5 protein-coding genes are annotated in these 24,877 nt (G+C 72.6%); all 5 read right to left on the minus strand.

All coding sequences use genetic code 11. The features are described from left to right. Positions 1-4 precede the first annotated feature (4 nt). Positions 5-1,201: an FAD-dependent oxidoreductase gene (locus tag FFT09_RS21545; RefSeq protein ID WP_138383828.1), complete on the minus strand. Its 1,197-nt coding sequence runs from the start codon at positions 1,199-1,201 to the stop codon at positions 5-7. Then, positions 1,198-10,092: a type I polyketide synthase gene (locus tag FFT09_RS21550; RefSeq protein ID WP_138383829.1), complete on the minus strand. Its 8,895-nt coding sequence runs from the start codon at positions 10,090-10,092 to the stop codon at positions 1,198-1,200. Before FFT09_RS21550 ends, FFT09_RS21545 begins: the two co-directional genes overlap by 4 nt. 22 nt (positions 10,093-10,114) lie before the next feature. Further along, positions 10,115-16,630, minus strand: a complete 6,516-nt coding sequence (locus FFT09_RS21555) for a type I polyketide synthase (RefSeq protein WP_138383830.1) — start codon at positions 16,628-16,630, stop codon at positions 10,115-10,117. A gap of 26 nt (positions 16,631-16,656) precedes the next feature. Then, complete coding sequence (locus FFT09_RS21560) at positions 16,657-21,915, minus strand: type I polyketide synthase (RefSeq protein ID WP_138383831.1); 5,259 nt, start codon at positions 21,913-21,915, stop codon at positions 16,657-16,659. Beyond that, positions 21,912-24,877, minus strand: a 2,966-nt coding sequence (locus FFT09_RS21565) for a type I polyketide synthase (protein ID WP_208544490.1), incomplete at its 5' end; no start/stop codon positions are given. The genes FFT09_RS21560 and FFT09_RS21565, both read right to left, overlap by 4 nt.

Consider the following 24,877-nt stretch of genomic DNA (forward strand, 5'->3'; position numbering starts at 1 on the left):
CCTCCTAGCCGGTGACCGTGGCGAGGTCGTTGTTGAGGTAGTTGCTCGAGTTCCGGACCTGCGCCTCGTTGAACTTCGTCGCCGGCAGCAGCCTGCCCACACGCCGCAGCAGCCACGGGGGCATCGGCACGGTCTTGCGCCCGAGCGCCCTGGCCGCCTTCTGCATGCCGCGGACCCGCCGGATGCGTGCCCGCTCGTAGGCGCGGAGTCGACCGGCCAGGTCACCGGAGCCCGCGACCGCGCGGCTCAGCACCCAGGCGTCCTCCAGCGCCTGGCTCAAGCCCATGCCGACGCGGGGTGGCACCACGTGCGCCGCGTCGCCGACGAGCGTGACCCTGCCCTCGCCCCACCGCGCCAGTTCCCGGTGGATGATGTGCGGGAAGACGCTGACGTCCTCGTCCCGCATGGCGGTGAGCAGCTCCGGTAAGCCCGGCGCGGTCCACTTCCCGAAGCGGGCCCGCAGGTTGGCCACGGGCGAGCCCGGTTCCCGCAACGAAATGGTGTCCCCTGGCGCGCCCGGCGGAAGCACGTCGCCGTCGGAGAACGGCAGTTCGAAGGCCCAGTAGACGTCGCCGCCGCCCACCGGGTGCATGACGCAGATGCCCTCGTCGCCGAAGACACTGTGCACGGCGTGCCCTTCGGCGAAAGCGCCGGGCAGGTGCGTGATGCCGTGCCAGGTCGCGTCGCCGAGGTAGACCGCGGGGTCCTCGCCGAACAGCGTCGTCCGCACCACCGAACGCTGCCCGTCGGCACCGATCACCAGATCGGCCGTCGTGGCGGTGCCGTCCGCGAAGGACACCGTGACGGGCCCGTCGCCCGTCTGCTCGATCCCGGTACACCGCATGGCCAGCCGTAGCGCGCCCTCGGGAAGGCGCTCGGCCAGCCGTTCGGCCACCCGGCCGCGCGAACCGACCAGCACGGGAGCTCCGTGGCGGTCAGCGATCTTGGACAGTTTCACCCGCAGGGCCGGTGATCCGTCCCGGAACAACCCGTCCACGGAGTCCATCCGGGCGCCCAGGCCGTCGAGCTCCACACCCAGCTCCCGCAGCAGGCCGGTGCCGTTGGGCAGCAGCAGCACGCCGTTGCCGCTGGTGCGCACCCGCGGGGCCTGCTCGTACAGCTCGATCTCGTGCCCCGCTTCGGCCAGCCAGATCGCGGCGGCCATCCCGCCGAAACCGGCGCCGATGATGACGACCCTCATGTGCGCGAACCTCCCGCTCGTGCCGTCCGGTCGGACTCGCGGAGCCAGGTTTCGACCGCCCGAGCCGTGGAGTCGGCGTGCTTCTCCAGAATCGTGAAGTGATCGCCGGGAACATCCACGGCGTCGTGCGGCAGCTCCCAGAAGGAGCGCCAGTCGGTGTGGTGCGGGTTCGCCTCGTCCAGCAGGTCCGGTGAGAACGGGTCCAGCGCACTGAGCAGCACGGTCGGTGTGCCGATCGGCTTCGGCCGCCAGCCGTCGAAGATCCGCGAGTACCCGCCCATCGCCGCGAGCCGGATGTCGCTGAGCAGATCGAATCCGCTCTCCCGGTCGGCCATCGCGCCACCCATCGCGTTGGCCACCCCGGTTTTCGCCATGTGCTCGGGCGAGGAGCTGTCCATCAACATCACCGCGGTCGGCCGCGGTCCGCCTCGGAGTTCCATCTGGTAGGCGATCTCCTGGGCCAGCCAGCCGCTCGCGGACCGTCCGACCAGGACGAATTCGCGGCCCTCGGTTCGGCACCGCACCGCTTCAGCGTGCATCAGCGCGAGCGCCTCGATGGTGTCCGGCAGGCGCTGGCCCTTCATGAAGCCCGGTTGCGGGATGGCCCAGACCTCGTGCGCGGTCTCGAAGCTCGCCGCGAACCGGGCGAACTCGTGTGGACCGGCGACCGGCGCGAAGGAGGGAAAGCAGATGAGCAGCGGCCCGTCGCTGCCCTGCGCGAGCCGGACCGTCGGCGGGGCCTCGTCCAGATCGCCCGCGCCGAACGCCGGGCGCAGCCGCGACGCCGCTTCGAGCAGCTTGACCGACTCTTCGATCTTGCCTAGCTCGCAGGCCTGCCAGTACAGCGCGGCCAGGGGACCGGCCGCGTCGGAGTCCAGCGTCGCCGCAGGCAGGGCGGGTGCGTCCTGGCTCGCCGTGGCGATCCGCTCGGCCAGGTGCCCGGCCAGCGCGGCCGGGCTGGGGAAGTCGAACACCAGAGTGGCGGGCAGCGTGAGACCGGTCGCGGTGGTGAGGTGGTTTCGCAGTTCCATCGCGCTCAGCGAGTCGAAGCCCTGCTCCAGGAAGGCGGTGTCCGGTTCGACCGCGTCACCGGAGGGATGCCCGAGCGCGGTGGCCGCGTGCGAGCGCACCAGGTCCAGCAGCGCGGCCTCGCGGTCCGGGCCGGACAGTGCGGCCAGCTGGTCCACCGTCGACCCGCTCGACTCCGCCGCGGCCGAACGCGCCGCCTTCCGGGTCCGCACCAGCCCGGACAACACCGGTGGCAGGGTGCCCGCCCGTGCCTGCTCACCGAGCACGGTCCGGTCCAGGCGCATCAGCAGCGGCACCGGCTCCGCACCACCGCACGCCAGGCTGAAGGCCGCCAGCGCCTCGTCGGTCTCCCACGGGACAGCGCCGCCACGGGTGATTCTGGCGCGGTCCCTGCCCGCGAGCCGCCCGGTGATTCCGCGCGCTTCGAGCCAGGGTGCCCACGCCAGGGCCGTCGCGGGAAGGCCGAGCTCACGACGGTGCCGCGCGAGAGCCTCGAGCACCGCGTTCGCCGCGGCGTAGTTGCCCTGCCCCGGGCTTCCCACCGTCGCGCCCGCCGAGGAGAACATCACGAACGCGGTCAGGTCGAGATTCAGGGACAGTTCGTGCAGGTTCAGCGCCCCGTCCGCCTTGGCGCGCAGAACGCTGTCGAACTTCTGCGGGGTCAGCGAGGCCAGCAACCCGTCGTCCACCACCCCGGCGAGGTGCACCACCCCGCGCAGCGGGCGGGACGCGGGCACGCCGTCCAGTACCCGTGCGAGTGCGGCGCGGTCGGCGACATCGCAGGCCACCTGCGTGATCTCGGCGTCGAGGTCACCGAAGTCGCCGTCCTCGCCGGTCCTGGAGAGCAGAAGGAGATGGCGAACCCCGTGTTCGGTCACCAGATGCCGGGTCACCTGGCGGCCGAGACCACCGGTCGCCCCCGTGATCAGCACCGTCGCGGCGGGATCGAAGACGGCGGCGGGCTCGGTGACGGCGGTGCGGGCCAGACGCGGGAGGCGCACCTCACCACCCCGCACGACCGACTGGGACTCGACACCGGCGCAGGCGTGCAGCAGGGCTGTCGGCGCCGCGTCGTCCGCCACGTCGACGAGCACGAAGCGGTCCGGGTGTTCCAGTTGCGCCGACCGGACCAGACCGCCGACAGCGGCGCCCACCGGGTCGGTGCTCGCCCCTCGGGTGACCACGACCAGGCGCGAACGAGCGAACCGCTCCTCGGCGACCCAGTCCCGGAGCAGGCGCAGTACCGAGTCCGTCGCCTCGCGAACCGCCGAGCGCACGTCCCCGGATCCCGGACCGCAGGGCGCCACGACCACGTCGGGCACCGGCTCGGGCAGCGCCGGGAGGTCGGCACACGACGCCACCTCCGCACCAGCCGATTCCAGCCCGACGCCGATCTTCAGCTCGTCCGAGCCGATGACGACGAACGTCCGCGGGGCCACGGCGTCGACGTGGCACACGGTCCACTCCACCCGGAGTTGCGATGCCGCCCCCGCTCGATACTCCGGTCGTTCGCCGAGCGTCACCGCGTCGGCGGTGAGCACTGCGGCTCCCGTGCCGTCCCGGAGCACGAGGGAGACCGCGCTGTCGGCCACCCTGCCCACCTGGGCCCGGACCACCCGCGCACCGGTGGAATGCACCGTGACACCACGCCAGGCGACGGGTACCCGGTCACCGTCCAGCGCGGCCACGGCAGCGTCGAGGAGCGCGGGGTGGATGCCGAATCCCTCGGCCGCCGTGTCGTCGGGCAACCGGAACTCCGCGAACACCTCACCGTCGGTCGACCAGGCTTGCTCGGCCCCGTCGACCTCGCACTCCCGGGCGTCCGGCGGCGGCCACTCGAGCGGGTCCGGCGCCACCGAACCGGTCGTGAGCACGCCGGTCCCGTGCCGGGTCCACGGCGCGTCGTCGGACTGCCGCGCGTGCACACTCACCGTTCGCCGCCCGGAGTCCTCAGCGCCCACCAGTACCTGGAACGCCGTGCGCTCCCCCGACGGCAGCAACGGAACGGTGATCGCCAGCGACTCGATCCGGTCGGCGCCGAGCCGCTCCCCCGCCGCCAGGACCAGCTCCGCCACCACCGAGCCGGCGTGGTCGGCCCACCAGGGCTGGGTGCGGGCGGAGAGTTCCCCGGTCAGCACGGCTCCGCCGTCCTCGGCCAGCACGACCGCACCGCCGAGCAGTGGGTGCCCGGAGGCATCCGTCGGGGCCGGTGCGGTGTCTTCCAGCCAGTACCGCTGCCGTTGGAAGGCGTAGGTGGGCAGGTCGGCCCTCCGCGCGCCCGTATGGGCGAACACCGCCGTCCAGTCAGGATCCGATCCGCCGTCGTTGAGGTGAGCGAGCGCGCCGAACACGGTCTCCACCTCGGGCCGCCCGGACCGGCAGACGGGGTAGGTGGCTTCGGCCTCGCATTCCCGCGCCATCGCACTGAGCGCGCCATCCGGTCCCAGCTCGACGAAGCGGTCCGTGCCGTGGTCGAGCAGCCAGCGCATGCCCCGCTCGAAGCGGACCCCGTCCAGGACGTGCCGGACCCAGTGCTCCGCGTCGAAGACCGCGGGCTCACCGGTGAGAGTGGAGACCACCGGGATCATCGGCTCGGCATGGGCCACCGATTCGGCCACCCGGCGAAACGCCTCCGCCATTCCCGTCATCCGGGGTGAGTGGAACGCGTGCGAGACGGGCAGCCGCTTGACCTGGTAGCCCTCGGCACTCATCGCGGTGGCCACCGCGAGTACGGCTGCCTCGTCACCGGAGATGACCGTCGCCGCGGGGCCGTTGACCGCCGCGACGGCGACTCCCTCGCCCAGCAGGGGCAGCACGGCGTCCTCCGCCGCCCTGATCGACACCATCGCCCCGCCGGTGGGCAGTGCCTGCATGAGGCGCCCTCGCGCGGCGACCAGCTTCGCCGCGTCGGCGAGGGTGAGTACCCCGGCGGCGTGCGCGGCCGACAGCTCACCGATCGAGTGGCCCATCAGGTAGTCGGGACGCAGGCCCCAGCTCTCGAACAGCCGGAACAGAGCGACTTCCAGGGCGAACAACCCGGCCTGGGTGTAGACCGTCTCGTCGAGAAGACCGTCGCTTCCGGACCGGCCGAGCACGACCTCACCGACCGGGTGTGCGACATGGCCGTCGAGCTCGGCGTCGAGCATTCCCGTTACGGCGTCGAAGGTGTCGGCGAACACGCTGAACGTCGCGTGGAGTTCGGCGCCCATCCGCACTCGTTGCGACCCCTGCCCGGAGAACAGGTACGCGAGCGTGCCCGCCGCCGGCCTGCTTCCGGCGATCCGGCCTTCGGCCACCGCGTCCAACCCGGCGAGCAGGGTCTCCCGATCACCGGTGAGCGTGGCCCGCAGGGGAAACTGCGCGCGGGTGGTGGCCAGGGAGAAGCCCACGTCGGCGCTGGGCAGGTCGGGGTTGCCCGCCACGTGCTCCCGAAGCCGCGCGGCCTGCGCTCGCAGCGCCTCGGCGGTCTTCGCCGAGAGCGGCCACGGCACCACCGTGGCCACCTCGCGCGAGGCCGGCTCGCGCGAGGCCGACTCGGGTTCGGCGGCCTGCTCCAGCACCACGTGCGCGTTGGTGCCGCTGACGCCGAAGGACGACACCCCCGCCCGGCGGGGACGGGCGAGGTCCGGCCACGGCTGCGCTTCGGTCAGCAGCTCGATCGACCCCGCCGACCAGTCGATGTGCGGGGACGGCTCGTCGACGTGCAGGGTCCTGGGCTGCGTCCCGTGCCGGAGAGCCTGGACCGCCTTGATCACTCCGCCCACCCCGGCCGCACCGAGTGTGTGCCCGATGTTCGACTTGAGCGAGCCCAGCCGTAGCGGCGCCGACCGATCCCGGCCGTAGGTCGCGAGCAGTGCTTGGGCCTCGATCGGGTCACCCAGCGTCGTGCCGGTGCCGTGGGCCTCGACCAGATCCACGTCCTGGGGCGTCAACCGCGCGTTGGCCAGTGCCTGGCGGATCACCCGCTGCTGCGACGGCCCGTTGGGCGCGCTCAGGCCGTTGGACGCGCCGTCGGAGTTGACCGCGGAACCGCGCATGACCGCGAGCACCTGGTGGCCGTGGCGCCGCGCGTCGGAAAGCCGCTCCACCACGAGCACGCCGACTCCCTCGCCCCAGCTCGTGCCATCGGCGGCGGCCGCGAAGGACTTGCAGCGCCCGTCGGCTGCCAGCCCGCGCTGGCGGCTGAACTCGATGAAAGCCGACGGAGTCGACATGATCGTCACCCCACCGGCCAGCGCGAGTTCGCATTCGCCCGCTCGCAGGGCCTGTGCGGCCAGGTGCAGGGCGACCAGTGAGGACGAGCACGCGGTGTCCACGGTCAGCGTCGGGCCTTCAAGGCCAAGGGTGTAGGCGACGCGACCCGAGAGCACGCTGGCGGCGCTGCCGTTGCCGAGATGGCCCGCCAGCTCCTCGGGCACCACGCGCAGCCGGCTCGCGTAGTCGTTGGACACCACGCCCGCGAAGACACCGGTCCGGCTGCCACGCAACGACAACGGGTTCAGGCCGGCCCGCTCGGCCGCCTCCCACGACGCCTCCAGCAACAGCCGCTGCTGCGGGTCCATCGCCAGCGCTTCACGGGGGCCGATGCCGAAGAAGCCGCTGTCGAACTCGGCCGCGTCCAGCACGAATCCGCCGTGGGCGGTGTAGCTCTTCCCCACCGCGTCCGGGTCCGGGTCCACGGCGCCGTCGACGTCCCAGCCCCGGTCGGTGGGGAACTCGGTGATCGCGTCGGTGCCAGTCTCCACCAGCCGCCACAGGTCCTCGGGGGACCGTACGCCGCCCGGGTACCGGCAGCTCATACCGATGATCGCGATCGGCTCGTCGGTCACGGTGGCCGACACCGCCGCGACCTCGTCCTGGTCCCCGGCGAGCAGCGCACGCAGGTGCCGGGCCAGCGCCACCGGGGTCGGGTAGTCGAACACCAGCGTCGCGGGCAGGGCGGCACCGATCGCCTCACTCAGCAGAGAGCGGAACTCCACCGCCGTCATCGAGTCGAAACCGAACTGCTCGAACGGCCGCTCCACGTCGATCTCCGTGGGAGTGTCGTGACCGAGGACGGTGGCGCAGCTGCGCCGGACCAGGTCCACCAGCGCCCGTTCCCGGTCGGCCTCGGGCAGGCTCGCCAGGCCGGGGCCCGGCTCAGGCCGGACCTCCTCAGCCGACTCGGCGGCCTCGATGGCCTCGGTGGCCTCGGTGGCCTCGGTGGCCCGCGACACGGGGGCACCGGGCCAGAACCGCCTGCGCTGGAAGGCGTACGTCGGCAGGTCGACGACCTGGCCGCCGCACTCGGCGAGCACCGCCCGCCAGTCCACCCGGTTGCCGGAGGTGTGCAACCGGCCCAGCGCGGTCAGCAGCGTGGCAGGCTCGTCGCGGTCCCTGCGGCAACCCGGTACCAGCACCGCCGTCTCGTCGGCGTCCCCGAGACAGTCCTCGGCCATCGCGGTGAGGACGGCGTCCGGGCCCACTTCGAGAAAGCTCCGTACGCCGTTGTCCTGTAGCCAGCGCACACCGTCTTGGAACCGCACGGCTTCGCGAAGATGACGCACCCAGTACTCGGCGGTGAACTCCTCGACGGGCTCGCCGGTCAGGTTCGACACGACCGGAATCCGCGGCGTGTGGTGCGAGACGCCCTCGGCGATCCGGCGGAACTCGTCGAGGACGGGGTCCATCAGCTCCGAGTGAAAGGCATGGGAGACCCTGAGCCGCTTGGTCTTGCTGCCCCGCGCGGCACACTGCGCGGCGAAGTCCGTCACGGCGTCCTCCGATCCGGAGACCACCGTCGAGCGAGGCCCGTTCACGGCGGCGATCGACAACGGTCCACTCAGGATCGGAACGACATCGGCCTCGCTCGCCCGGACCGACAGCATGGCCCCGCCCGCGGGCAGGCTCTGCATCAGACGTCCTCGCGCGGCCACCAGTCTCGCGGCGTCGGCGAGGGTGAGCACGCCGGCGACATGAGCTGCGGCCAGCTCCCCGATCGAGTGCCCGAACAGGAAGCCGGGGCGCACGCCCCAGTGCTCAACCAGCCGGTACAGCGCGACCTCGAAGGCGAACAGCCCGGTCTGGGTGTACGCGGTCTGGTCCACGAGGTCGGTGTCGAGCACGGTGTCCAGCGGCTGGTCGAGGTGGTGGTCGAGTGCGGCGCGGACGTCGTCGAAGGCGTCGGCGAACACCGGGAACTCGTCGCACAGCTGACGTCCCATGCCCGCGCGCTGACTTCCCTGGCCGGAGAACAGCAGCGCCAGCCCGCCCGGCCGTGCCCGGCCGAGTGCGAGATTCGGGGCGGTCCGGCCGTGGGCCAGCGCGGTGAGACCGTCCCGGAGCTGGGCTCGTGTGCGGCCGACGACCACAGCACGATGCTCGAAGCTCGTCCGCGTCGTCGCGAGCGACCACGCGACGTCCGCCGTGCCGAGGTCGTCGACGCTCGGCAGTAGCCGCCGCGCCTGCGCCCGCAGGGCCTGTCCGCTGCGGGCGGACAGCAGCCACGGCACGGGACCCGTGGTGTCAGCCGGATCGTGGCCGGGCTCCTCCGGCGCCTGCTCCACGATGACGTGCGCGTTGGTGCCGCTGATGCCGAACCCGGACACCCCCGCCCGGCGAGGCCGTCCGGTCTCCGGCCAGGGCCGCGCTTTCCTCAGCAGTTCCACCGCGCCCGCCGACCAGTCGATGTGGGGCGAGGGCTCGGCCACGTGCAGGGTTCTCGGCAGTGTCCCGTGCCGGAGCGCCTGCACCGTTTTCATCACCCCGGCTACGCCGGCCGCGGCCTGGGCGTGCCCGATGTTCGACTTGAGTGAGCCGAGCCACAGTGGTTCACTCCGGTCGCGGCCGTAGGTCGCGAGCAGGGCGTGCGCCTCGATCGGGTCCCCGAGCGCGGTACCCGTCCCGTGTGCCTCCACCGCGTCCACATCGGCCGCTGACAGCCGCGCGTCCGCCAGTGCCTGACGAATGACCGCCTCCTGCGAGCGCCCGTTCGGCGCGGACAGTCCGTTCGACGCGCCGTCGGAATTGACGGCCGAGCCGCGCACCACCGCGAGTACCCGGTGCCCGTTGCGGCGCGCGTCGGACAACCGTTCCACCAGCAGTACCCCGGCACCCTCGGCGAACCCGGTGCCGTCGGCGCCTGCCGCGAACGCCTTGCAGCGGTAGTCCGGTGCCATGCCGCCCTGCCGCCGGAACGCGGCGAGCCCGTCGGGCATACAGATGACGGACACGCCACCCACCAGGCCCAGCGAGCATTCGCCGGAGCGCAGCGCGCGCACGGCCAGGTGCAGCGCCACGAGCGAGGCCGAGCACGCCGTGTCCACGGTGACGGCCGGGCCCTCGAAACCGAAGGTGTACGCCAGCCTGCCGGACATGATGCTGGCGCTGGTGCTGGTCGCCAGGTAACCGTCGCTCTGCGCCGCACTGGTGAGCAAGCCGAGGTAGTCCTGGCCGTGGGTTCCGACGAACACACCGGTGCGGCTGCCGCGCAGTGTGCCCGGCTCGATGCCCGCCCGCTCCAGCGCCTCCCACGACGTCTCCAGCAACTGCCGCTGCTGCGGGTCCATCGCCAGCGCCTCGCGCGGGCTGATCCCGAAGAAGTCGGCGTCGAACTCGCCGGCGTCGAGCAGGAATCCGCCGCTACCGGGCTCGTCCCAGCCGCGGTCGGCCGGGAATTCCGAGATCGCGTCGGTGCCGGAGTCGACCAGGTGCCACAGGTCCTCCGGCGACCGCACGCCACCGGGGAAGCGGCAGCTCATCCCGATGATCGCGATCGGCTCGGCGGCCGCGTCGGCGAGGCGCTGGTTGCGCGCACGCAGGCGGTCGACCTCCCGTAGCGAGTCTCGCAGCGCCTCGACGACCTGTTCGGCCGGTGCGTTCATGGTGTCCTCCCGGAGACCGTGGTCAGGAGCCGAGGCTCTGTTGCGCCTTGAGCAGAAGTCCCTGCACGTCCAGTTCGTCGACCGCGCCGCCCGCCGCCTCTCCGGCGTCGTCCTCGCCCCCGCCGTCCTGCCTGCCGTCCGTGAGCCGTGCCAGCGCCTCCACCAGCCCTGCCTCCCGGATGCGGCTCACCGGAATCATGGTCAGCAGGCGCTCGATCTCGGCATCGCTGCGTTCGACGGCCCCGGTGTCATTCGTGGCGCTGGCGTCGTTCCCACCGTCACCCGCGTCTGGCACCAGCTCGCTGCCGAGCCGCGCGGCGAGTTCCACCGGCGTCGGATGGTCGAAGATCAACGTCGCCCGCAGGGTCAGTCCCGTGGCCGACGTCAACCGGTTCCGCAACTCGAGCGAGGTGAGGGAGTCGAACCCGAGGTCCTTGAAGGCGCGTTCCGGTTCGATGCCGTCGGCGGAGTGGTGCCCCAGCACGGCCGCCGCGTGCCTGCGTACCAGATCCAGCACCGCCTGTTCGCGTTCCGACGGGGACATCCCCGGCAGCCGGGTGGCCAGCGACCTCTCCTCCGCCACGTCGGCTCCCGCCGCGGTGCGGCGTACTCTGCCCCGGACCAGACCGTGGAACAGGGGCGGCAGCGAGTCGCCCTGAGAACGCATCGCCGCGAGATCCATCCGCACCGGCACCAGCATCGGCTCGTCGTGCCCGAGCGCGGTGTCGAACAGGCCCAGCGCCTCCTCGGTGGACAGTGCGACCGCGCCACCGCGCGTCATCCGGCCCACGTCCGCCTCGTCCAGCCCCGCGGTCAGCCCGCTTCGTTCGGCCCAGAGGCCCCAGGCCAGGGACACCGCGGGCAACCCGAGTGAGCGGCGGTGTGCTGCCAGGGTGTCCAGGAAGGCGTTCGCCGCCGCGTAGTTCCCCTGCCCGGGTGAGCCGAAAGTCGCCGCGCCCGAGGAGAACAACACGAACATCGACAGGTCCAGATCGCGGGTCAGCTCGTGCAGGTTCAGCGCGCCGCGCACCTTCGGCCGCAGCACCCGCTCGACCCGCTCGGGCGTCAGTGAGCCGATCACCGCGTCGTCGAGAACCCCCGCGGCGTGGACCACGCCGGTCAGTGGACGGTCGGCGGGGATCGTCGTGAGCAGCGCGGACAGTGCGTCCCGGTCGGCGACGTCGCAGGCGGCGAAGGTGACCTCGGCCCCCAGCTCGGCCAGTTCTTCCGCCAGTTCCGGGGAACGACGGCCGCCGCGGCTGGCCAGGACGACGTGGCGTGCTCCGTGCGCGGCCACCAGGTGCCGGGCGACCAGCCCGCCCAGAGTGCCCGAGCCGCCGGTGACCAACACCGTGCTGTGCCGGACTTCCCCGGGCACGGTCAGCACCAGTTTGCCCACGTGCCTGGCCTGGCTCAGGAACCGGAAGGCGCCGGGTGCGTCCCGGAGGTCCCACGCCCGCAACGGCAGCGGCTGGAGCACACCTCGCTCGAACAGCGAACACAACTCCCGGAGAATGACCTGAATCCGTTCGAGGCCGGCCTCCTGCAGGTCGTACGCCGTGTAGGCCACCCCAGGGTGCTCCACGGCGACCCGGTCGGGCTCCCGCTTGTCGGTCTTACCCATCTCCAGGAACCGGCCACCCCGCGGCAGCAGGTCCAGCGAGGCATCGACGAACTCACCGGCGAGCGAGTTGAGCACCACGTCGACACCACGGCCACCGGTCACGCCGAGGAACTCGCCGGCGAAGTCGAGCGAACGCGACGAGGCGATGTTCTCGTCCGCGAAACCGGCGGCGTGGAGCACGGGCCACTTCGCCTCGCTGGCGGTCGCGTAGACCTCGGCACCCAGGTGCCGCGCCAGCTGCACGGCCGCCATACCGACCCCGCCCGCCGCGGCGTGCACCAGGACCGACTCCCCCGCTTTCAGACCGGCCAGGTCGACCAGGCCGTAGTAGGCGGTGAGGAAGGCGATGGGCACCGTGGCGGCCTCGGCGAAGCTCAGCCCGGCCGGGATGCGGGCCATCATCCGGGCCTCCGCCACCGCGATCGGCCCGAACGACCCCGCGATGGCACCCATCACCCGGTCGCCGGGCGCGAGTCCGGTGACCCCCGGGCCGATCTCCAGCACCACACCGGCCGCTTCCCCGCCGAAGGATCCCTCTCCCAGAGTGAGACCGAGCCCGTGGAGCACGTCCCGGAAGTTCAGTCCCGCCGCCCTCACCCCGACCCGGACCTGCCCGGGTTCCAGTGGTTCCAGCACGTCGGGGCAGGCCGTGAGGGTCAGGTTGTCGAACGTGCCGGTTTCCGGGATCTCCAGTCGCCACGCGGGCTCCTGCGGCGGGTGGAGGGCGTGCCCCGCACCGGCACCGGCGTCGGCAAGGCGGGCGAGCAGCACCGCTCCCGCGCGGATCGCCAGCTGGGGTTCGCCGGTGGCCACCGCTTCGGCGATCCGCGCGGGTGAGTCCTCGTGCTCATCGACGTCCACCAGGACGAACCGGCCGGGGTTCTCCGACTGGGCCGAGCGCAGCAGCCCCCACAGCGCCCCGTGGACCGGATCCGGCGCACCGTCGTCCGCGGTGGCGGCGACCGCGTTGCGGGTCACCAGGACCAGTCGGGAGCCGGTGACCCGGTCATCGTCGAGCCAGGACTGCGCCAGAGCGAGTACCTCGTTCACCGTCGCCCGCACCGCGGTGTCCCGCTCGTCGGCATCCCACCCGGTGTCCCGGCCGGCGGGGAGGGCGACCACCACCGCATCCGGTGCGGGATCGGTGGGCACGGAAGACAGGTCGGCGACGCGCTCGGCCGCGGCGGGACCGGCTCCCTCCGGACCGGTGAACACGCAGCGGAGCGAGGCCGAACTCCGTGGCGCCGGTGTCCACTCGACCCGGTACACGGCGCCGCCCTCACCCTGGGCGGCGCGGAGCTGAGCACGGGAGACCGGCCGCAGGACCAGGGAGGCCACCGAGGCCACCGGGGCCCCGGTCCGGTCGGCGACGAGCACGGAGATGCCGTCCTGCCCCGCCGGGGACAGCCGCACCCGCAGCGCCGTCGCTCCGGACGCGGCCATGCGCAGGCCCGTCCACGAGAACGGGAGCGGCACTGCGTCCGGGTCCTGCTCGGTGGTGATCAACGAACCGAGACCGAGGCCGTGCAGGGCGGCGTCCAGCAGGGCCGGGTGCAGGCTGTAACCGGCCACCTCGCCCGCGCACGACTCCGGTAGGGCCACCTCGGCGTAGATCTCCCGGCCGAGCCGCCACGCGGCTCGCAGGCCCTGGAACGCCGGTCCGTAGTGGAGCGTGGTGTCGTTGAGCTGGTCGTAGAAGCCCTCGACGTCCAGTGCCTCCGCGTCCGCGGGCGGCCAGGCCACCAGGTCACCGGCCGGTGCCGCCGCCGACCGGGTGAGCCTCCCGGCGGCGTGCCGGGTCCACGGCCGCGCGCCGGAGTCCGGGCGGGCGTGGACACTCACCTCGCGGGCGCCCGTCTCGTCCGCCCCGCCGACCAGCACCTGCACCGCGACGCCGCCGCGATCAGGCAGCACGAGGGGCGCTTCGACGACCAGTTCGTCCACCATCTCGCAGCCGACCTCGTCCGCGGCGCGCGAGGCCATCTCCAACAACGCCGTTCCGGGCAGGATCACCGTGCCCGACACCGCGTGGTCGGCGAGCCACGGATGCGTGTGCTGTGACAGCCTTCCGGTCAGCAGGAAGCCGCCGGTGTCCGGCACGTCCACCGCCGCACCGAGCAGCGCGTGCTCGGTCACGGCCAGGCCCAGGCTCGCGGCGTCGGCCGTGTCGCCGGTCGGCCCGGTCCAGTACCGCTCCCGCTGGAAGGCGTAGGTGGGCAGCTCCACTCGGCGCGGCGTGGAATCAGCGAACACCGCGGCCCAGTCCGGGCGCACGCCGTGCACCTGCGCCTCGCCGAGGGACAGCAGAAACCTCTCCAGGCCGCCCTCCCCCCGGCGCACGGTGCCCGCCGCACGGACCCGGGCACCGCGCTGCTCAGCCGTCGCCGTGATCCCCATGGTGAGCACCGGATGCGCGCTGATCTCGAGGAACACCTCGTGGTCCTGGTCCAGCAACTCGGCGACGGCGGACTCGAACCACACCGTCTCGCGCAAGTTCCGGTACCAGTACGTCCCGTCCAGGTCGCTGCCGTCCCTCCACCGGGCGTCCGTGGCGGAGTAGAAGGGGATGTCGGCGGGGCCGGGCCGTACCGGGGCCAGGACGTCGTGCAGCGCGTCGGCGAGCGCCTCGATCTGGACCGAGTGCGCGGGAAAGTCCACGCCGGGGATCTGCCAGCGAAGGGCACCTTCGGCGGACAGCGTGCGCCCGAACTCGGCGAGCGCGTCCACGGCACCGGAGACCACCACGGAGGTGGGACCGTTGACCGCCGCGATCGACAAGCGGTCCCGCCACGGTTGCAACCACGCGGTGACCTCGTCGGCGGTCCGCTCCACCGAGACCATGCCGCCCTGCCCGGCCAGCGCCAGGAGTTCGCGGCTGCGCAGGGCGACGATGCGGCAGGCGTCGGCCAGATCCAGTGCCCCGGCCACGTGCGCGGCGGCGATCTCGCCCTGGGAGTGCCCGACCACCGCATCCGGCCGGACACCACAGGACTCCCACAGCCGCGCCAGGGAGACCATCATCGCGAACGACGTCGGTTGCAGCACGTCCACCCGCTCCATCGGCGGAGCACCCGGCTCGTCGCGCAGCACCGCCAGCAGGTCCCACTCGGTGAACCGGGACAGTTCCCGCGCGCAGGCTTCGATCGACTCGGCGAAAACGGGGGACGTTCGCAGCAGTTCGGCCGCCATGCCGGCCCAGTGGGTGCCCTGGCCGGGGAACACGAAGACGACTCGTGGGTCTCCCGACGCGACGCCCTCGACCAGCCCGGCCGCCGGCTCTCCCCCGGCAAGCGCGGCCAGCGCGGACCGGAGCTGGTCCCGGTCCCGCCCGACCATCGCGGCACGGTGCTCGAAGGGCGTGCGTGTGGTGGCCAGTGCACGGCCAAGAGCCGCCGGGTCCAGCTCGGGTTCGTCGTCCACGACGGACAGCAGGCGGGCAGCCTGCGCCCGCAGCGCGTCCCTGCTCCGGCCCGACACGGTCCACAACGCGGGTCCCTCGGCGGGCGCCTCCGGCTCGGGCGCCACCTCGGCCGGGGGCTGTTCCAGGATGACATGCGCGTTCGTACCGCTGATACCGAACGAGGACACCCCGGCCCTGCGCGGCTGCCCGGTCTCCGGCCATGGCCTGGATTCGGTGAGCAGTTCGACCGCACCGGAGGACCAGTCGATCTTCGGTGACGGCCGGTCGACGTGCAGGGTCCGCGGCAGCGTCCCGTGGCGCATCGCCTGCACCATTTTGATCACACCGGCGACCCCGGCCGCGGCCTGTGCGTGCGCGATGTTCGACTTGATCGTACCCAGCCACAGTGGGCGCCCGTGACCTCGATCGCGCCCGTAGGTCGACAGCAGGGCGTGCGCCTCGATCGGGTCACCGAGCGGGGTTCCGGTGCCGTGCGCCTCCACCGCGTCGATGTCCTTCGTGGTCAGTCGCGCCGCGGCGAGCGCCTGGCGGATCACCCGCTCCTGTGACGGACCGTTCGGCGCGGTGAACCCGTTGCTCGCACCGTCGGAGTTCACCGCGGTGCCCCGCACCACGGCGAGTACCCGGTGCCCGTTCCGTTCGGCGTCGGCGAGCCGCTCCAGCAGCACCAGTCCCACGCCCTCGGAGAAGCCCGCCCCGTCGGTGCCGTCCCCGAACGCCTTGCACCGCCCGTCCGCGGCGACGCCGCGCTGTCTGCTCAGCTCGACGAACAACCAGGGCGTCGACATCACCGTGACGCCACCGGCCAGCGCGAGCGCACACTCGTCCGAGCGCAGCGCCTGCGCGGCCAGGTGCATCGCCACCAGCGAGGACGAGCACGCCGTGTCCACGGTGACCGTGGGCCCTTCGAGCCCGAGCGAGTAGGCGATCCGCCCGGACGCCGCGCTGCCGACACTGTCGTTGCTCAGGTAGCGCCCCGGTCCCTTGGGCACGGGATCGAGCCGGACGCCGTAATCGTGGTACATCGCCCCGGCGAAGACACCGGTCCGCGAGCCACGCAACGTGGCCGGGTCGAGTCCGGCGTGCTCACACGCCTCCCACGCGGACTCCAGCAGGAGCCGGTGCTGCGGGTCCATGGCCTGCGCCTCGCGCGGGCTGATGCCGAAGAAACCGGCGTCGAAGTCACCCGCATCGTCGAGGAAACCGCCGTCCCGGGCGTACGTCGTGCCCGGGTGCTCAGGGTCGGGGTCGTACAGGCCCTCGACGTCCCACCCTCGGTCGTCCGGGAACGGGCCCACCGCGTCCCTGCCCTCGGCGACGAGGTCCCACAGGTCGTCGGGCGTTCGCACACCGCCGGGGAACCGGCAGCTCATTCCGACGATCGCGATCGGTTCGGTGACGCGCTCCTCGGCCTCACGCAGCCGCGTCTTCGTGTCGTGCAGTTCGGCCGACACCCGCCGCAGGTAATCGCGGAGCCTGTCCTCGTTCGACATCCAGCTACCCTTCAGCTTTGCGGTGGTCAGACACCGAGTTCACGGTCGATGAAGGCGAACATCTCGTCGTCGGTGGCGGAGGCGAGCCCCGACGTCGCCTCGCCGTCGCCGGGTCCGCCGGTGCGGGCGGCGAGCGCTTCGAGCCTGGTGGCGACCCGCCCGCGCCCCGTCTCGTCCAGCTCCGCGAGCCGCTCCTCGATCCCGTCCAGCTCTGCCATGATCGAGTCCGTCCCGCTCTCGCGTTCGTCGAAGAACGTGTCGAGGTGCGCGGCCATCGTCACGGGCGACGGGTGGTCGAAGACGAGAGTGGCACGCAGCCTCAGCCCGGTCGCCGTGCTGAGCCGGTTACGCAGTTCGACCGCGGTGAGCGAGTCGAACCCGAGTTCCTTGAACGCCTGGTCCGGCTGGACGGCCTCGGCGTTCTCGTGCCCGAGCACGGTCGCGGAATGTGTCCGGACCAGCGCCAGCAGCCGCCGGAGCCGCTCCGGTCCTGCCAGGGCGGACAGGTCCTCGCCCTCGGCCGTGCCGGTGCGGGCCGGCGTGCGCACCAGGCCGCGCAACAACGCGGGGAGTGTCCCGGACGTGGCCTGTTCACGCAGTGCCCGGGGGTCCAGGTGCACCGGCACCAGCACCGGCGAGGCGGCGGTGAGCGCGGCGTCGAACAGCGCGAGCGCGTCCTCCGTGTTCATGGCCGCGGATCCGCTGCGCGCCATCCTGGCCACATCGTGCTCGGACAGATCGCGGGTCAGCCCGCTGCGCTCCGCCCACAGTCCCCAGGCCAGCGAGAGTCCGGGCAGCCCCCGGTCCCTCCGGCGCTGCGCGAGCGCGTCGAGCCAGGCGTTGGCCGCGGCGTAGTTTCCCTGTCCCGGTGACCCGAACGTGGTGGCGCCCGAGGAGAACAGCACGAACGCCGACAGGTTCAGGTCCGCGGTGAGTTCGTCGAGAACGCGGGCTCCGTCCACCTTCGGCCGGAGCACCCGGTCGAACCGGCCCGCGTCCAGCGATTCCACGGTCGCGTCATCGAGCACGCCGGCCGTGTGCACCACACCGGTCAGCGGGTGTTCCGGTGGGACCGTGTCGAGCAGCCGCGCGACCGCCTCCCGATCGGCCACATCGCACGCGACCGGCAGGATGTCGGCGGGCAGGCCGTCCGTCACCGGATCGGCACCACCGCTGCGGCTCGCCAGCACGATCCGCCGCACGCCGTGGGTAGTCACCAGGTGCCGGGCGACCAACCCGGCCAGCGTGCCGGAACCGCCGGTCACCAGCACGGTGCCCCGGGAGTCGAACACCGGCTCGCCGACCGGCTCCGCGCTCGCCCGGACCAGCCTCGGTGCGGAGTACCTGCCGTCCCGTACGGCGTACTGCGGCTCCGGACCATCCGGCAGTGGTGCACCGGGCCGGTCCACGTCGATCAGGACGAACCGGCCGGGGTGCTCCGACTGCGCGCTGCGCACGAGTCCCCACACCGCGGCCTGGTCGGGATTCGCCGGTGCCCGCTCCTCGCCCACCGCCACGGCGCCCGTGGTCACCAGCGCGAGCCGCTCCGCGCGGTCCTCGGCCAGCCAGGACCGCAGGAGGGTCACCACGTCGGCCAGGGTCTCGCGGAGTTCTCCCGTGTCCGGGCAGGGCACCGCGACCATGCCGGTGCCCTGCCCGGCCGTGACCGGTTCCCAGCCCAGCCGGAACAGCGAGTCGCGGTACGGGGCGGTGCCGAGCTGGCTCCGCGACACCGGCCGCAGGGCCAGCGAGTCCACGGTGAGCACCGGGTTCCCGAGTTCGTCCCAGGCGGTCAGGGACAACGTGTCCGCACCCGCGTCGGACACCCGGACTCGCAGCACCCGCGCCCCGGGGCGGTGCACCCGTACCCCTCGCCAGCTGAACGGCAGGCGAGCGCCGTCGTCCTCGCGTTCGAGCACCGGATCGGCCGGGTGGAGGGCCGCGTCGAGCAGGGCCGGGTGGATTCCGTAACCGGACCCGTCCACGGATTCGAGCAGGTGTACCTCGGCGAACACCGCGTCCTCGGTCAGCCACGCCCGCCGCAGGCCCTGGAACACCGGCCCGTAGGCGATTCCGGCGTCGTGGAGCCTCGCGTAGACCTCGTCCGGGTCCAGTGCGGTCCCGCCCGGTGGCCAGTCGACGCCGCCGGCGGGCGCGGCCTCCGCCGCGGTCAGCGTGCCGGTGGCATGCCGGAGCCAGGACTCGCCGTCCTGGCAGGAGTGCACGCTCACCGGCCTGCTACCGGAGTCGTCGAGCGCACCGACCACCACCTGCACCTGGACGACGTCGTCCTCGGGCAGCACCAGCGGCGCTTCCAGGATCAGCTCGTCGATCCGGGTCAGTCCGGCCTCGGCCCCCGCTCGTAACACGAGTTCCACAAACGCGGTGCCCGGCAGTAGCACGCTTCCCAGCACGGCGTGCTCGGCCAGCCACGGCTGGGCCCGCAACGAGATCCCACCGGTCAGCAGGGAGCTGTCCGAACCGGGAAGCGGCACCGCGGCACCGGCCAGCGGGTGACCGGTCGCCGACATCCCCACCGACGCGACGTCGCCGGCCTGCTCCGGCGCCTGCTCCGGCCAGAACCGGCTGTGCTGGAACGCGTAGGTCGGCAGGTCCACGGGACGGGCGGAGGCGCCGAACACCGCACGCCAGTCCGGGTCGACACCGTTCGCGCAGAGTTCGCCGAGGGAGAGCAGAAACCGGGTCAGCCCGCCCTCGTCCCGCCGCAGCGTCCCAAGGGCGACGGCGTCCTCCGCGGTCTCCTCGACGGCCACGGTCAGCACCGGATGCGGGCTGTTCTCCACGAAGATTCCGAAGCCCTGGTCGGCCAGTGCCGCGATGGCGGCGTCGAAACCGACGGTCTCGCGCAGATTCGTGTACCAGTAGGACGCGTCGAGCGTGGTCGTGTCGCGCCAGTCTCCGGTGACCGTCGAGAAGAACGGTACCGTGCCCCTGACCGGAGTCAGGTCGTCCAGCGCGGCCACCAGCCGATCCCGGATCTTTTCGATCTGGGCCGAATGCGAGGCGTAGTCCACCGGAACTCGCTTGGTCCGCACGCCGTCCCGACGACACTCGGCCAGGAACTCGTCCAGGGCGGCGGGTTCGCCGGACACCACGACCGAGGCCGGGCTGTTGACCGCGGCGACGGAAAGCCGTCCGTCCCAGGCTCCGATGCGGGCCACGACGTCGGCGGGCGGTGAGGCGACCGACGCCATTCCCCCGCGACCGGACAGGACCTCGGCGATCAGCCGGGACCGCACCGCCACCACGCGCGCCGCGTCCGGCAGCGACAGCGCCCCCGCGACGCAGGCGGCGGCGATCTCCCCCTGCGAGTGGCCGACCACCGCCGCGGGCTCGATCCCGTACGAACGCCACAGCTGCGCGAGTGACACGAGTACCGCGAACAGGACCGGCTGCACCACGTCCACGCGGTCCAGACCGGGGGCGTCGACCCCGTCGCGGAGCACGTCGATCACGTCGAAATCGACGTGCGGTGCGAGCGCGGCGGCGCAGTCGGCCAGCGTGGCCGCGAACACCGGCGAGGCCCTGCTGAGTTCGGCCGCCATTCCGGCCCACTGCGAGCCCTGGCCGGGGAAAACGAAGACGACCCTGTCTCCCGCGCCCACCGTGCCTCGCACGACGTTCGCGGCCTGCTCGTCGGCTGCCAGACAACGCACCCCGGCGACCAGCTCCTCCTCGCTTGCGCCGACGATGACCGCACGGTGGTCCAGAGCGGTTCTGGTGGTCGCCAGAGAGAAACCGAGATCCTCGCTGCCGAGGTCCGGTCTCCGCTCCACGTGTGCCAGCAGGCGCCGAGCCTGCGCGCGCAACGCCGCGGTGGTCCTGCCGGAGAGCAGCCACGGGACCGGCCCGCCGTCCGAGGCGCGCGGCTCGGCACCGTCACCGTCCAGGGCCTGTTCCAGGATCACGTGCGCGTTCGTGCCACTGATGCCGAACGAGGACACCCCGGCACGGCGGGGCCGGTCCAGCCGGGGCCAGTCCGTCGCCTCGGTGAGCAGCCGAATGTCACCGAGTGACCAGTCCACGTGCGACGACGGCTCGTCGACGTGCAGCGACGGCGGCAGCACACCGTGGCGCAGCGACTCGACCATCTTGATCACTCCGGCGACGCCGGCCGCCGCCTGGGTGTGCGCGATGTTGGACTTGACCGAGCCGAGCCACAGCGGCCGGTCCCGCCGTGCGCCGTAGGTCGCCAGGAGCGCGTGCGCCTCGATCGGGTCGCCGAGCGTGGTGCCGGTACCGTGCGCCTCCACGGCATCGACATCGGACGTGATGAGGCGGGCGTCCGCCAGTGCCTGGCGGATGACGTTCTCCTGCGACGGCCCGTTCGGAGCGCTGAAGCCGCCACTGGCGCCATCGGAGTTGACCGCCGAACCGCGGAGTACCGCGAGCACCGGATGGCCCTTCTCCCGCGCCACCGACAGCCGCTCCACCAGCAGCACACCGACCCCTTCGGCCAGGCTGAAGCCGTCCGCGGCGGCGGCGAAGGGCTTGCACCGGCCGTCGCGGGCCAGGCCGCGCTGCCTGCTGAACGTCACGAAAGGATCCGGCACCGACATCACCGTGACGCCTCCGGCCAGCGCCAGCGCACATTCGTTCGAGCGCAGTGCCGTGGCCGCCAGGTGCAGTGACACCAGGGACGACGAGCAGGCGGTGTCCACGGTGATGGCCGGACCTTCCAGCCCGAGGGTGTAGGCGATCCGGCCGGAGACCAGACTCCCGCCGGTGCTCATCGAGAGCGTGCCGTCGCGCCCGCCTGGGGCCTGGGCCAGCGCGGCGCCGTAGTCCATTCCGCTCATCCCGGCGAACACCCCGGTGCGCGAACCACGCAGCGACGCGGGGTCGAGGCCCGCACGCTCGATGGCCTCCCACGACACCTCCAGCAGCAGGCGCTGTTGCGGATCCATGGCCAGCGCTTCGCGCGGCGAGATCCCGAAGAAGCCGGGATCGAAGTCTCCCGCCTCGGGCAGGAAGCCACCCTCCCGCACGTAGGTGGTGCCCGGGCGATCCGGGTCCGGGTCGAACAGCCCGTCGGTGTCCCAGCCGCGATCCTCCGGGAAGCGGGACACGCCGTCACCGCCCGTCAGCACCAGCTGCCAGAGATCGTCCGGGGAGGCCACGCCACCCGGGAACCGGCACGCCATGCCGACGATCGCGATCGGCTCGTGCTCGGCGTCCTCGCGTTCCCGCAACCGCGCCCGGGTCTCGCGGGCGTCGTTGATCGCCCGTTTCAGGTACTCGCGAAGTTTGCTCTCCTCGGTCACGCGGTCTCCACTCCGTGTTCGAACTCGTCGTCGACCAGTGCGAACAGCTCGTCGTCGGTGGCGGATTCGAGGTCGCCGCCCGCGGCGGCGGAGGGACCGCACAGCTGCAGGAGCTCCCGCAGCCGCTCGGCCACCCGGCGCCGGGATGCGGTGTCGGAGACCGCGGCGGGCAACGCGGCGCCCACGCGTTCGAGCTCGGCCAGCACCGTGTCCGAGTCGGCTGCCGGGCTCGCTCCGGGTTCGGCGGCCAGGTCGAGCTGGTCCAGCAGGTGCCCCGCCAGCCGCGCCGGGGTCGGGAAGTCGAAGATCAGCGTCGCCCTGAGCCGGGCTCCGGTGACCCGCGTCATCCGGTTGCGCAGCTCCACCGCCGTCAGCGAGTCGAATCCCGACTCCAGGAAGGACCGCTCCGGGTCGACCCCCGCGGCCGAGGAGTGACCCAGCACCGCCGCGGCGTTGGCGCGGACCGCGTCCAGCAGCGTTCGCCTGCGATCGTCCTCGGTGAGTCCGGCGAGCGTGCGCAGGAGCGCGGCGCTGTCCTCCGCCGCCGCCTGCCGACCCGGTGGGGGAACGAGCTCGCGGAACATCGGTGGCAGGGAGCCGGCCTGGCCGCGCAGGGCCGCGAGGTCGAGGCGGACCGGGACGAGTGCCGCGTGGTCGAGGCCGTGCGTGGCATCGAACAACGCCAGCCCTTCGGCCACGGACAGCGGCAACGCTCCGTTTCTCGCCATGCGCGCGAGTGCCGTCTCGTCCAGCCTGCTGCCCATGCCGTTCGACTCGGCCCACATTCCCCACGCCAGCGAGGTCGCGCTGAGGTCGTGCGCCCGGCGGAATCCGGCGAGCGCGTCGAGAAACGCGTTGGCCGCGGCGTAGGCACCCTGCCCGGGGCCTCCGAAGGTGGTGGCTCCCGACGAGAACACGATGAAGGCCCGCAGGTCCAGCTGCCTGGTCAACGTGTGCAGGTGCCACGCACCGCACACCTTGGGGCGCAGCACCCGATCGATCTGGTCCATGCTCAGCGACTCGACCAACCCGTCGTCCACCACACCCGCGGTGTGCACCACCCCGGCCAGCGGGCGGTCTGCCGGAATGTCGTCGAGTACCCGGGCGACGGCGGCGGCGTCGGCCACGTCGCACGCGGCGAAGGTGACCTCCGCGCCCAGCTCGGTGAGGTCGGCGGCCAGTTCCCCGGCTCCCTCGGCCTGCCTCCCGCGCCTGGACAGCAGCACCAGGTGCCGCACCCCGTGAGTCTCGGCCAGGTGCCGTGCCACGATCCGGCCGAGACCACCGGAGGCACCGGTGATCAGCACGGTCTCGTGGTCACCGAACCCGAACCCGGGTTCGGCAGCAGGCTCGACCCGCACCAGCCGGGGCGCGAACAGCCTGCCTGCACGGATCGCGAGCTGCGGTTCGCCGCTGCGCATGGCGGCCGGGAGCAGGCTGACGTCGGAGGTATCGTCCTCGATGTCGACCAGGACGATCCGGTCCGGATGCTCCGACTGGGCGCTGCGCAGCAACCCCCAGACCGACGCGGCGGGCAGGTCCGGTTCGGCCGAGGGGTCGACGGGCATCGCGCGCCGGGTCACTACGACGAGACGGGTGTCCGCGAACCTGTCGTCGTGCAGCCAGGACTGTGCGGTGTCGAGCAGGCTCGACAGCGTGCCGCTCACCGCGGCGGGAATGTCCTCACCGGCCACTGCGGGCACGGTGGTGACGACGAACTCGGGTGGCTCGGCCGAGCCGTCCGCCACGGCCTCGGCCAGCGCGCGGGGCGTCGGGAACACGCCGCTGTGCTCGCCGCTGTCCAACCACGGAGCCCAGTCCCAGCAATCCGCGCCGACAAGCGCGATCCGGCAGTGCTCACCGGACGGTAGCGGCTGCTCCGGCCAGTCGAGCCGGAACAGCGAGTTCCTCGATACGCGCCCGGCGCCGCCGAGCTGATCGGCCGAGACCGGCCGCATGACGAGGGCCTCGACCGAGGCCACCGGCACGCCCGCCGCGTCGGAGATCTCCACGGCGACCGCGTTCTCGCCCGCCGGAGTGAGGCGGACCCGGACCGCCGTGGCACCCGAGGCGTCGTAGGTCACCCCGCTCCAGCTGAACGCCACGCTCCCACCGGAGCCGGATTCGTCGGGGCCGCTGAACACCGACCCCAGCCCCATACCGTGCAATGCCGCGTCGAGCAGGGCGGGGTGCAGACCGTAGTGTCCCGCGTCCACCGTCTCGCTCTCGGGCAGCCGGACCTCGGCCAGGATCTCCCCGTCGTGCTCCCAGGCCGCACGCAGACCGCGGAAAGCCGGTCCGTAGTCGATACCCGAGTCGGCCAACCGCTGGTAGAGGTCCTCCGCGGGCAGCGGGGTGGCGCCGTGCGGCGGCCACGGCCCGGCCAGCCCTGTCCGAGCCGGTCCTCTCTCCGGGTTCAGGATCCCGCCGGCGTGCCGGGTCCAGCTCTCCTCCTCCGCTCCGGCAGGCCGGGAGTGGATGCTCACCTCGAGGTCCTCGGTCACGGCGACCTGGAGGTCGTAGGCGGTGTCACCGTCGAGTACCAGCGGTGTTTCCAGTGTCAGCTCGTCGAGCCGGTCGCAGCCGAGGTCGCGGCCCGCGCGCAGCGCGAGCTCCACGAAGACGGAACCAGGAACGATCACGGTGCCGAGCACGGAATGGCCAGTGAGCCAGGGTTGGGCCGTGGCCGACAGCGAGCCGGTCAGCAGCAGGCCGGTCCCGGCCGCGGGATGCACGGTGGCGCCGAGCAACGGGTGGCCCGCGGCGATCTGCCCGAGCCCGGCGGGATCTCCCGCGCGGCCGGTCGACCGCGGCCAGAACCGGGTGTGCTGAAAGGCGTAGGTGGGCAACGAGACGGCGGGACGGTCGGTTCCGGGCAGGACGGTCTTCCAGTCGATGTGGACACCGCGCACGTGTGCCTCACCCAGCGAACGCAAGAACCGATCCAAACCACCCTCACCCC

It is taken from the genome of Saccharomonospora piscinae, from assembly GCF_005862235.1.
Lineage (GTDB): Bacteria > Actinomycetota > Actinomycetes > Mycobacteriales > Pseudonocardiaceae > Saccharomonospora > Saccharomonospora piscinae.